Source organism: Thiolapillus sp. (assembly GCF_048562965.1).
GTDB lineage: Bacteria > Pseudomonadota > Gammaproteobacteria > Chromatiales > Chromatiaceae > Thiolapillus > Thiolapillus brandeum_A.
The window spans coordinates 1-10,850 of sequence record NZ_JBHNMF010000069.1; the positions used below are offsets into that span (position 1 = coordinate 1).

Below are 10,850 nucleotides of genomic sequence, written 5' to 3' on the forward strand. Positions count from 1 at the left end.
GTTCGGAACAAAGGATAGCTCCTTTTTGGAATATAATCACATGGTACCCGACAGCTACTGAACGGCAATGACCTTTATGTCGGTGGCAGCTTCTTCTATATCGGTGGCGTACAACATTACCTTCGCTGCCAGCCATGGAGAGCGAAGCGAAGGCTGGTAGACCCCAGTAGCCGCGAGGCCGCACTGTTTTCCCGGCGTGCCTTGCGCCAGAGGGAAAACAACGTAGGCCTCCGAACGCGGCGTCCAGTCATATGGGAGTCAAGTACGGAGCAGCAACGAGCTTGCGAAGTTGTTGCGTAGTGCTTGGTGACCAGGACGGCTGGGGCACAAATAGGTTGTCAAAGGCTGAGTCGATTTTGGGGACTGGGATGTCCCAAAATCTATCACGAGGCCGAAGACACGCTTGGCGTGATCGTCAGTACACCAGAAGGGATAAACTGTTCACCTTACACAGGCAGCACGGATTGTGAGCATGCCATGGTCGAAGGCGACTACGTTTTGACTGCTGTATCCGGCGATCCGCAACTCACCATCAGCCAGGAATGGCTGAGTGGCTGTGACAGTGCAGGCGGAACATCAGCAACCTGCGGCGTGACCCTCGATGCAGACAAGGCTGTAGAAGTCAGGCTTGCCTGTGAGCAGTACGATATGCTGCCACCGGATGAGCCGGTGACGACAAACACGACCATAAGATGCCGCGAGATCAAGGCTGTCAAGGGGTATAAAATCGGTGACGGGGGAAGGGTCAGGTTCGAGGCGCAAAGCAGCGTTGAACTGGGACCGGGGTTTCGTGTAAATAGTCTGGCTGACTACTTTGTGATAAGCGTTCAGTAGCTTTCATACACAGGAATACCCAAACCAATTGGGCGATTTGTAACCCCCGAGGGGAGTTTGTCGTTCCTGTGAAAACAGGAAACCGGTGAATGAAGTGCCGCGTGATCTATTGCAGTTGGTACTTCTTCAGCCGGTATATGAACGCATAACGGGTAAGCCCCAGTATGCGCGCTGCCTTACTCTGGTTGCCCTGACTTTTCTCCAGTGCCTGCTGTAGCAACTCCTGCTCCAGTTCTTCGAGTTTTATGCCGGAATCGGGCAGGGCGAAGGTCCAGCGCTTCGTCTGCTGGTGGCGAATTTCCCGTGGCAGGTTACCGTCAGTGATTTCCCGGCCGTTGAACAGGATCAGCATGCGTTCGCACAGGTTGCGCAGTTCACGGATATTGCCAAGCCAGGCATAGCGTTTCAGGCAGTCCATGGCGGCTTTGCTGTAGCTGGGTGCCGGCAGGCTGTAGGTTTCACTGAGACGTTTCGTGATCTCGGGTATCAGCAGTTCCACATCCCCGGTACGTTCCCTCAGTGCGGGCACATGGAAAGGTATGATATTCAGGCGGTAGTACAGGTCTTCCCGAAAACTGCCGTCTTCCACCTTCTTGCGAAGATCGGCATTGGTGGCCGCCAGCAGGCGCACGTCGGCGTGGCGCTGTTTCAGGCTGCCCACGGGCTGAAATTCGCCGGATTCGAGAAATCGCAACAGCTTTGCCTGGATATCCAGGGACATTTCGCCGATTTCATCCAAGAACAGTGTGCCGCCCTCTGCCTGGCTGATACGGCCGGGATTGTCTGCCACCGCGCCGGTGAATGCGCCCTTAACGTGACCGAAAAGCTCGGATTCAGCCAGCCCTTCCGGCAGTGCTGCGCAGTTGATGGCGATGAAGGGAGCACCGTTTCGCCTGCTCCTAGTGTGCACGTGGTGGGCCAGCAACTCCTTTCCTGTACCGCTCTCTCCGGTGAGAATGAGCGTGACATCGGTCACTGCTGCGATGTCCAGTGAACGCAACAGCGCTTCGAATTCCGGTGATTTTCCGAGTAATTCGTAATTGGAAGATTTGTTCATTTTTCTACCAGTTGATGATCAGTCCGGTCAGTGCAAATGCAATCAGCAAAAAGCCTGCAATCATGCGCATGCGCGGATTGCGCGCGAAGCGCAATATCTGTTCGGCAAAGATACCCGTTGCCATCACGGCTGGCAAGGTCCCTATACCAAACAACAGCATAAATAACCCACCCTGAAGCCAGCCGCCTTGACCCAAGGCAATAAACAGCGCGGAATAAACCAGGCCACAAGGCAGCCATCCCCAGATCAGGCCATACAGCAGTGCCTGCCAGGGGGAGGTGACAGGCAGCAGTTTACGGCCAAGAGGTTCCAGCTTTTTCCAGATGGGCGAGCCGGCTTTTTCGATACGGGCGAATGCGGGAAACCAGCCTGCCAGATACAGGCCCACGGCTACCATCAGGATGGTGGCGGTGAGCAGCAGGATGCTGTGTCCGTACTGGGGGCTGATGCGAAACAGCAGGCCCGCACCGAAAGCCCCGGCAAGGGCGCCGGCGAGGGTATAGCTGAAAATACGGCCCAGGCTGTAGTAGCTGAGAAAGCCCGCCAGCTGCGCCGAGCGACTGCGTATTTCCACCGGCAGACTGAAGGTCAGCACGCCCATGATACTGCCGCACATGCCGACGCAGTGCAGGGCGCCAAACAGCCCCATGAGGAACGCGCCAAGATAACCAATCTCCATGAACTATGCTTTATAATTTATTGAGATTTATGGATATGTCCTGGCGAACGTCTGGACTATCTGCCAAAAACCTGTTTCAGCAGATCCGTACTGCGGGCGACAGGATTCTGGCGGATGGCCTTCTCTTCCTGGGCCAGTTTGTAGAACAGGCCGTCCAGGGTTTTCTCCGTGACATAGGAGTCCAGGTCCAGCGCACTGCCGCCGCCGAGCAGTCCGCCCAGCATACCGCCCCCGGCATTGGCGGTCAGCTGCTTGTAGCTGGCTGTTGCGCCAACCTGATCGGTCGCCTGGGAGACGATGGGCTTGATGGCTTTCTCCAAGGATGGCCCGGCCTTCTCGCGCAGGTAGCGGGTAGCGGCATCGTCACCGCCGTTGAGAATATTCGCGGCATCTTCCAGCGTCATGTTCTGTACGGTGTCCTTGACGATATCCAGTGTCTTTGGAATGGCCGTTTCCGCCGCCTTGTTCATGGTGGTTTCGAACTCGTCCACCAGGGCTCCCTGGCCCACGGCCCGCAGTCCCGAAGCGATCTTGTCCACCGAGCCGGGCAGGGGGATACGGACATTGGCGTCGTTGAGGAAGCCTCCGGGCTTACCCAGGTAATCGATGGCGCGTTCGGCGCCGATGCTCAGCGCTTCCTTCAGGCCGGCATCGATCTGCCCCTGGGACAGTCCGCTGGCGGCGCTGGTGCTGCTGCCTTTCAAAAACTGGTCTGCCGATCCCTTGAGCAGATCATTGAATCCTGCCCAGCTGCTGCCGGCAATCAGTGACGCGGCAATAAGAGTTACTGTTTTTTTCATATCTTTCTCCTTGATGTTTTTCCTAAATTATCATTGATAAGCCAATGATATTCCTTATATTTAATCGAACAAAACTACAGCTTTCTGATGCGCTCTGCCTGTTCTTCAAGATTTTTCATCGCGGCGCGGGCTGCTTCGAGTTTCTCTTTCTCCTTTTGTACCACGGCCTGGGGCGCCTTGTCGGTAAAACCGGGATTGGAGAGTTTTTTCCCGGCGCGTTCCACCTCGGACTGCAGTTTCCCCAGTTCTTTTTCCAGGCGCTGAAGCTCAGCGTCCTTGTCGATGAGATCTGCCAGGGGGATCAGCAGTTTCATGTCACCGACCAGCGCGGTGGCAGCCTCGGGGGCCTCTTCATTGCTGTCCAGAATCCTGACGGATTCCGTGCGGGCCAGAAAATCCAGGTAGCGCCTGTTGGCCGCCAAAAGCCTTCGGTCCTTTTCACCGGCGTTGTCCAGCAACACGGGAATAGGCTTGCCCGGGGCGATATTCATCTCGCCCTTGATTCGGCGTATGCCCAGCACGAAGTCCATCACCCATTGCATCTCTTCTTCCGATCCAGGATCACGCTGGTCATCATCAGCTACAGGAAAGGGCTGGAGCATGATGGTATCTCCCGACTTGCCTGCCAGGGGTTTGACCGCCTGCCAGATTTCCTCGGTGATGAAAGGCATGATGGGATGGGTGATACGCAACAGGTTTTCCAGTACGTTCACCAGTGTATAACGGGCGGCGCGTTTTTGTGCATCAGAGGTATCGTCCGCATTGAGTACGGGTTTGGTCAGCTCCAGGTACCAGTCACAGTATTCGTTCCAGGTGAATTCGTAGATGGCCTGGGCGGCATGATCGAAGCGGTAGCTCTCGATGGCGGCGCCAACTTCGGCGGTGGTGTGCTGCAGGCGGGACAGAATCCAGCGGTCGGCGACGCTGTATTCCAGGGCTTGTCGAGCTGAAGCCCGACCTGCATCCTCCCGTAGGTCGGACTTCAGTCCGACATCCGCCACGTTCATCAACACGTAGCGCGAGGCATTCCACAGCTTGTTGCAGAAGTTGCGGTAGCCCTCGATGCGCTGCAGGGAGAGCACGATGTCCCGGCCCGTGGAGGCTTGGGAGGCAAAGGTGAAGCGCAGGGCGTCGGTGCCATAGGCGGGGATGCCGTCGGGGAAGTTCTTGCGCGTCTGCTTTTCGATTTTCTTCGCCAGGTGGGGCTGCATCATGCCGGAGGTACGCTTGGCCACCAGGGACTCCAGGTCGATGCCGTCGATGACGTCGATGGGGTCCAGGACATTGCCCTTGGACTTGGACATCTTCTGGCCCTCGGCATCGCGCACCAGACCGTGGACATAGACTTCGTGGAAGGGCACGTCGTCCATGAACTTCAGGCCCATCATGATCATGCGTGCCACCCAGAAGAAGATGATGTCGAAGCCCGTGACCAGCACGCTGGTGGGGTAGAAGGTCTGCAGGCGTTCGGTCTGTTCCGGCCAGCCCAGGGTGGAGAAGGGCCACAGGGCCGAACTAAACCAGGTGTCCAAGACATCCTCGTCCTGGCGCAGGGGGTAATCCGCTGCCAGGTCGTGCTGGCGGCGAACCTCGTCCTCGCTGCGGCCCACATAGACATTGCCGTTGTCGTCATACCAGGCAGGAATACGGTGTCCCCACCAGATCTGGCGGCTGATGCACCAGTCCTGGATGTTGCGCATCCATTCGAAATAGGTGTTTTTCCAGTTGTCGGGGACGAAACGGATCCGGCCGGTCTCTACGGCCTCGATGGCGGGTTTGGCCTGGGGCTCGATCTTCACGTACCACTGGTCCGTGAGGAAAGGCTCGATGATAGCATTGGAGCGATCCCCCCGGGGCACCATGAGCTTGTGGTCGTCAATCTTTTCCAGCAGATCCAGTGCTTCAAGATCGGCCAGCATGGCCTTTCTTGCTGCGTAGCGATCCATGCCCACATATTTTTCTGGAATCAAACCCTGATCATCTGCTTCATTGGCACGGATGGCGGCATCCACGGTAAAGATGTTGATCAGGCCTCCATGGGGTTGGGCAGCAATGGCGGTCTCGTCCCGGTGACGTTGCCAGACTTCGTAGTCGTTGAAGTCATGGGCGGGGGTGATCTTCACGCAGCCGGTGCCAAACTCGGCATCCACATGCTCATCGGCAATGATGGGAATCTTCCGCCCGGTGAGGGGCAGCTCCACGAATTCGCCAATAAGGTGCGCGTAGCGTTCATCGCCGGGGCTGACCGCCACGGCGCAGTCGCCGATCATGGTTTCGGGACGGGTGGTGGCCACCACCAGCTGGCCGGTGCCGTTGGTCAGGGGATAGCGCATGTGCCACAGGTGGCCGTTTTCTTCCTGTGAGAGGACTTCCAGGTCGGAGACGGCCGTGTGCAACACCGGGTCCCAGTTCACCAGGCGCTTGCCCCGGTAGATCAGGCCTTCTTCATAGAGCCGGACGAAGACTTCCTTCACCGCCTCGGACAGCCCCTCGTCCATGGTGAAGCGCTCGTGTTCCCAGTCCAGTGAGGCGCCCATGCGGCGCAGCTGGCGGGTGATGGTGCCGCCGGATTCCTTTTTCCACTGCCAGACGCGCTCGATGAATTTTTCCCGGCCCAGGTCGTGACGGGTTTTTCCCTCTTTCTCCAGCAGGCGTTCCACCACCATCTGGGTGGCGATACCGGCGTGGTCGGTGCCCGGCTGCCACAGGGTGTTGTCACCCTTCATGCGGTGGTAGCGGGTCAGGCCGTCCATGATGGTGTCCTGGAAGGCATGTCCCATGTGCAGGCTGCCGGTCACGTTGGGCGGCGGGATCATGATGCAATAGCTGCGTTCGCCACCCTGGGGGGCGAACCAGCCGTTCTCTTCCCAGGTCTGATACCAGCGCTGCTCGATGGCAGTGGGGTCGAAAGTCTTGTCCATGTTTTGGAAGGGGTGGTTAAAAAGGGTAATTATACGGTCTGGCAATCGTTTCTGTTCAAAAAAAGCGTTATCATTGCGCTTTCGTTGAACCGATCAGGACGAGCTGACCATCGCTACACCCAAAATCATTTCCCGGCCCGAACACAATATTTCCCGGGCGAATATTTCCGAAGCAGCACTGAAGGTACTTTACCGGCTGAAAAAGAGCGGCTACCAGGCCCACCTGGTTGGCGGAGGCGTGCGTGATCTGCTGCTTGGGCGGGAACCCAAGGATTTTGATGTGGCGACCGATGCCACGCCAGAGCAGGTGAAGGCAGCATTCGGCAATGCCCGTATCATCGGCCGGCGTTTCCGCCTGGTGCATGTGCGCTTCGGGCGCGAGATCATCGAAGTCGCCACTTTCCGCAGCATGCAGTTCCAGCAGGAAAAGCATTCGGAAGAAGGGATGGTGCTGCGGGACAATGAATTTGGCTCTATTGAAGAGGATGCCCTGCGTCGCGATTTCACCGTCAATGCACTGTATTACAACATTGCCGATTTCTCCGTGATCGATTACAGCAACGGTATGCAGGACCTGGAAGACGGCCTGTTGCGCCTGCTGGGTGATCCGGAAACCCGCTATCGTGAAGATCCTGTGCGCATGCTGCGGGCAGCACGTTTTTCGGCAAAGCTCGGGTTCAATATCGAAGCTGCCACCGAAGCGCCCATTACAGAACTTGCGCACCTGCTGGGAGATGTGCCTTCCGCGCGCCTGTACGAGGAAGTACTGAAGCTGTTCATCAGCGGTTATGCGGTCAGCGCATTCAAAAAGCTGCGCCATTATGATTTGTTTGCCCAGCTGTTTCCCCAGACGGAAGAAGCCCTTGCCCACGAGGACCATGAGTTCCCTCTGGTGCTCGTGCTCAAGGGGCTTGAAAACACCGACAAGCGTCTGGCCCAGGACAAACCGGTAACCCCCGCCTTTCTGTTTGCGGTACTGCTTTGGGAACCCCTGCGACGCATTGCCAATGAGCTGGAAGCCGAAGGCTTACCCCTGTATCAGGCGCTGCAGCACGCCGGAAACCGGGTGGTGGAAGAGCAGGTGCGTTGTGTTGCCATTCCGAGGCGGTTTTCGACCCCCATGCGGGAGATCTGGACCCTGCAGGCCCGTTTCCACAACACCAAGGGGAAAAGACCCCTGCGGCTGCTGGCACATCCGCGCTTCCGCGCCGCCTATGATTTTCTGCTGCTGCGCGCGGAATCCGGTGAAGCCGATCCGGAACTCGCGGCCTGGTGGACAGCATTCCAGGAGCAGCAGGGGCTGGATCCGAAAGGCGGTGGCAACAAACCCACGGGAAACAGGCGTCGCCGCCGCAGCAGGCCGCGCAAACGTCCGGCAAAATGATCGACGCCTATATCGGCCTGGGCAGCAATCTGGACCAGCCCGTACAGCAGATCCTTCAGGCATTGGATGAACTGGACTGCGTGCCGGAAAGCTGGCTTGTCAGGGCATCTTCACTCTATGCCAGTGCTCCCATGGGCCCCCAGGATCAGCCGGACTATGTCAATGCCGTGGCGGACATCCGTACAAGGCTGGCGCCGCTGGATCTGCTGGATGCGCTTCAGGAGATCGAAAAGCGTCATGGGCGCATCCGCGACCGGCGCTGGGGGCCACGAACTCTGGATCTGGATCTGCTATTGTATGGCGATCAGATCATTCAGGACCGCCGCCTGACGGTGCCACACCCGGGTCTGGCACAGCGGGCATTTGTGCTGAAGCCTTTCGAGGAGATTGCGCCTCGGCTCCGTGTACCCGGACTGGACGATATAGCAGCACTGTCGGCAGCCTGTACCGATCAGCAAGTGAGACGAATCGAATGAAAGACAAAATCACGCTCAGCAGCCTGGAGCGTATGAAATCGGCAGGCGAAAAGATTGCCGTGCTGACCGCTTATGATGCCGGTTTTGCCCGTCTGGCGGAAGCCGCCGGCGTGGAAGTGATCCTAGTGGGTGATTCCCTGGGCATGGTGGTACAGGGGCATGACAGTACCCTGCCCGTGACCGTTCAGGAGATGGTCTATCACACGGCAATGGTCAACCGGGGCTGCCACAGGCCGCTGCTGGTTGCCGACATGCCGTTCATGAGTCATGGCACACCCCGTCAGGCACTGGACAATGCCGGGCGTCTGATGAAGGAAGGCGGCGCCCACATGGTCAAGCTCGAAGGCGGTCACGCCCAGGTGGAGACTGTACGGCACCTGACGGACAGGGCTGTACCCGTGTGTGCCCATCTGGGATTGCTTCCCCAGTCCATTCACCAGCTGGGCGGTTACAAGGTGCAGGGCAGGGACAGCCACAGCGCCGAGCGTATCCTCAACGAGGCTAATGAGCTGCAGGAAGCAGGCGCCCAGATGCTGGTGCTGGAATGTGTGCCGGAACTGCTGGCAACAGAAATCAGCCTCGCACTGGATATACCTGTGATCGGCATCGGCGCAGGACGGGGTTGCGACGGACAGGTGCTGGTGCTCCATGACATGCTGGGGATCACACCCGGAAAGGTGCCGAGCTTCAGTCGCAACTTCATGGAGAAAGAAAACTCTGTCGAAGATGCCATGCGGGCCTTTGTCGAAGCAGTGCACAGGGGTGAGTTTCCCGCCGAGGAACACTGTTTTCAATGAAGCAGGTAACATCCGTAGCGCAGTTGCGTGAGGCAGTGGCAGGTCTGCGGGGCCGGATAGCCCTGGTGCCGACCATGGGCAATCTCCATGAAGGGCATCTGACACTGGTGCGCCGGGCCCGTGAAATCGCCGACCATGTGGTAGTCAGCATCTTCGTCAATCCGCTGCAGTTCGACCGTGAACAGGACCTGCAGGCTTACCCGCGAACGGAAGAACAGGACCTGGATCTGCTGCGTTCAGAAGGTGTTGAGCTGACATTCACACCTTCGACAGAAGCCATCTATCCGCATTCCATGGACGTACACACCCGCGTTGAAGTGCCAGGCCTTTCCGATATCTTCTGCGGGGAGTCCAGGCCCGGTCATTTCGTGGGTGTCGCCACTATCGTGTGCAAGCTGTTCAATATGGTACAGCCACAGGCTGCGGTGTTCGGCAGGAAGGATTTTCAGCAACTGCTGATCATCAGGCGCATGGTGGAAGACCTGGCCATGCCCATAGAGATCGCTGGTGTCGATACAGTGCGGGAAGCCGACGGTCTGGCCATGAGTTCGCGCAACAATTATCTGGATCCACAGCAGCGCAAGATCGCGCCAGCCCTGTTTCATGCGCTGCAGCATACTGCTGAAGCCCTGCGACAGGGTGAAAGGCATTATGCCGAACTGGAAGAAAATGCCACACAACTGATCGCGGCTGCAGGCATGACACCGGATTATTTCAGTATCCGTCGTGCTTCAGATCTGGGAAAACCTGCTCAGTCGGAAACTGGATTCGTCATACTCGGCGCCGCCTTTCTGGGTATGGCGCGTTTGATCGACAATCTCGAAGTGAATCTGTAGAAACCTCCCGGGCGGGCTCTCGCCTGTCCGGGAGGAGTAGGCATCAGTCCCAGAAACTCTGCCGGTGTGGCCTGGCCCAGGGTGGTGGGGAGAAAAAGTCACGCTCGATATCCTGCATGTCCGGAAATGCCGGGAACCCCCGCATGGGAAAGCCGACTGCATTTCCGCCCAGGGCGTTCAGCAGCTGATCCTTCTGCGGGCCGGGCAGGTCCTTTTCCTTCTTGATCTGCTCTGCGAGTTCATCCTTCGATCCTTCATATTCGAATTTCTTCATATTTCCATCCTGGTCCAGAAACTCGATCATGGCCTTGTACTTGCCGTTGGGCAGTCTGTTTACCGCTATGGACTCGAAGCTTTCCTCTACCTGCACTTCTGAACGTGCGTCTGGCATGGGACTGCGATGGGGCATCATCTGCTGCGGGAAAGGTGGACGTCTTGATTCAGGCTGGTAGCGTTTCTGTGCAGCCAGTGTGACCTCGATGCCTTTGACCTTGCCGTGACGCAGCACTTCCAGTTTGATTTTCTCTCCTGCAGTCTTGCTTCTTATGTTGCTGACCAGGTCATCGGGTGCAATCAGCTTCTTGCCGTCCAAGGTCAGCAGGACATCATGGGATTTCAGCCCGTCAGCCGCGGCGGGAGAATCCGGCATGACACGCATGACCATCAGGCCCTGGCCCTGTGCAATGTCTTCAGGCAGTTGTGCCTGTACAACCTGCACGGTACGATACCCAGATAGGCAGGCGCGCTCTGTTGTTGCGCTGCGGGAGCAGCATCCTCCGCGTGCAGAACACTCGCTGCAGGCAGGCTGAGCGCAGTCACCATGCCCAGTATCAGGTTTTTCTTGTTCATTTGTTCCTCCAGTATGTCAATACAATCGGGTGATAATGCTTTATATGGGAATGAAACAGCGGTAATTCAATGCTTCCGTTGTTCGGTATTTATTATTGGTAACTACTCACCCCTAAGACTGAGTACAAGCCTGCCTCGATGGATCTACAATCGCTTTTTCATGTCTGTAGAGGCTTGACATCATAGTACGCCGAGTCTATGCTATTGACCCAACACA

12 protein-coding genes are annotated in these 10,850 nt (G+C 57.4%); 5 read left to right on the forward strand and 7 right to left on the reverse strand.

Translation table 11 applies throughout. The features are described from left to right. Positions 1 to 258: 258 nt before the first annotated feature. On the reverse strand, positions 259 to 387 hold the full coding sequence (locus tag ACOCD2_RS05935; protein ID WP_293646551.1) for a hypothetical protein: 129 nt from the start codon (positions 385 to 387) through the stop codon (positions 259 to 261). Positions 388 to 408: 21 nt separating this feature from the next. Between ACOCD2_RS05935 and ACOCD2_RS05940 the strand changes: the two genes are divergently transcribed. Next, positions 409 to 834, forward strand: coding sequence for a hypothetical protein (locus ACOCD2_RS05940; RefSeq protein WP_294030357.1), 426 nt, complete (start codon positions 409 to 411; stop codon positions 832 to 834). 106 nt (positions 835 to 940) lie between these two features. Here the strand turns inward: ACOCD2_RS05940 and ACOCD2_RS05945 are convergent, their stop codons facing one another. From ACOCD2_RS05945 to ACOCD2_RS05960, 4 genes are all read right to left on the reverse strand, one after another. Further along, positions 941 to 1,891, reverse strand: a complete 951-nt coding sequence (locus ACOCD2_RS05945; RefSeq protein ID WP_293646148.1) for a sigma-54 interaction domain-containing protein — start codon at positions 1,889 to 1,891, stop codon at positions 941 to 943. Positions 1,892 to 1,895: 4 nt separating this feature from the next. Next, entirely contained in the window at positions 1,896 to 2,570 is a 675-nt protein-coding gene (locus ACOCD2_RS05950; protein WP_293646150.1) for a sulfite exporter TauE/SafE family protein, read from the reverse strand. 56 nt (positions 2,571 to 2,626) lie between these two features. Beyond that, on the reverse strand, positions 2,627 to 3,370 hold the full coding sequence (locus ACOCD2_RS05955) for a DUF4197 domain-containing protein (protein WP_293646152.1): 744 nt from the start codon (positions 3,368 to 3,370) through the stop codon (positions 2,627 to 2,629). A 74-nt stretch (positions 3,371 to 3,444) separates the two neighbouring features. After that, complete coding sequence (locus ACOCD2_RS05960; RefSeq protein ID WP_293646154.1) at positions 3,445 to 6,291, reverse strand: valine--tRNA ligase; 2,847 nt, start codon at positions 6,289 to 6,291, stop codon at positions 3,445 to 3,447. Between the two features lie 103 nt (positions 6,292 to 6,394). Between ACOCD2_RS05960 and pcnB the strand changes: the two genes are divergently transcribed. The 4 genes from pcnB to panC are packed head-to-tail and all read left to right on the forward strand — an operon-like array spanning position 6,395 to position 9,784. Further along, complete coding sequence (gene pcnB, locus ACOCD2_RS05965; RefSeq protein WP_305800192.1) at positions 6,395 to 7,675, forward strand: polynucleotide adenylyltransferase PcnB; 1,281 nt, start codon at positions 6,395 to 6,397, stop codon at positions 7,673 to 7,675. Next, a complete protein-coding gene (folK, locus tag ACOCD2_RS05970; protein ID WP_293646156.1) occupies positions 7,672 to 8,151 on the forward strand; it encodes a 2-amino-4-hydroxy-6-hydroxymethyldihydropteridine diphosphokinase in 480 nt (159 codons plus the stop codon). The genes pcnB and folK overlap by 4 nt, the downstream gene beginning before the upstream one ends. Further along, complete coding sequence (gene panB / locus ACOCD2_RS05975) at positions 8,148 to 8,948, forward strand: 3-methyl-2-oxobutanoate hydroxymethyltransferase (protein WP_293646158.1); 801 nt, start codon at positions 8,148 to 8,150, stop codon at positions 8,946 to 8,948. The genes folK and panB overlap by 4 nt, the downstream gene beginning before the upstream one ends. Continuing rightward, the gene (panC, locus tag ACOCD2_RS05980; RefSeq protein WP_293646160.1) at positions 8,945 to 9,784 is read left to right on the forward strand and encodes a pantoate--beta-alanine ligase; all 840 of its coding nucleotides are present in this window, start codon (positions 8,945 to 8,947) and stop codon (positions 9,782 to 9,784) included. The genes panB and panC overlap by 4 nt, the downstream gene beginning before the upstream one ends. Positions 9,785 to 9,827: 43 nt before the next feature. Here the strand turns inward: panC and ACOCD2_RS05985 are convergent, their stop codons facing one another. Then, a complete protein-coding gene (locus ACOCD2_RS05985) occupies positions 9,828 to 10,502 on the reverse strand; it encodes a PDZ domain-containing protein (RefSeq protein ID WP_293650368.1) in 675 nt (224 codons plus the stop codon). Beyond that, on the reverse strand, positions 10,448 to 10,633 hold the full coding sequence (locus ACOCD2_RS05990) for a hypothetical protein (RefSeq protein WP_293650369.1): 186 nt from the start codon (positions 10,631 to 10,633) through the stop codon (positions 10,448 to 10,450). The genes ACOCD2_RS05985 and ACOCD2_RS05990 overlap by 55 nt, the downstream gene beginning before the upstream one ends. Positions 10,634 to 10,850 lie beyond the last annotated feature (217 nt).

Excerpts from the sequence above, each read along its gene's own strand:
- ACOCD2_RS05945 (WP_293646148.1), bottom strand. The coding sequence starts at position 1,891 with ATGAACAAATCTTCCAATTACGAATTACTCGGAAAATCACCGGAATTC.
- ACOCD2_RS05950 (WP_293646150.1), bottom strand. The coding sequence starts at position 2,570 with ATGGAGATTGGTTATCTTGGCGCGTTCCTCATGGGGCTGTTTGGCGCC.
- ACOCD2_RS05955 (WP_293646152.1), bottom strand. The coding sequence starts at position 3,370 with ATGAAAAAAACAGTAACTCTTATTGCCGCGTCACTGATTGCCGGCAGC.
- ACOCD2_RS05960 (WP_293646154.1), bottom strand. The coding sequence starts at position 6,291 with ATGGACAAGACTTTCGACCCCACTGCCATCGAGCAGCGCTGGTATCAG.
- folK (WP_293646156.1), top strand. The coding sequence starts at position 7,672 with ATGATCGACGCCTATATCGGCCTGGGCAGCAATCTGGACCAGCCCGTA.
- panB (WP_293646158.1), top strand. The coding sequence starts at position 8,148 with ATGAAAGACAAAATCACGCTCAGCAGCCTGGAGCGTATGAAATCGGCA.
- panC (WP_293646160.1), top strand. The coding sequence starts at position 8,945 with ATGAAGCAGGTAACATCCGTAGCGCAGTTGCGTGAGGCAGTGGCAGGT.
- ACOCD2_RS05990 (WP_293650369.1), bottom strand. The coding sequence starts at position 10,633 with ATGAACAAGAAAAACCTGATACTGGGCATGGTGACTGCGCTCAGCCTG.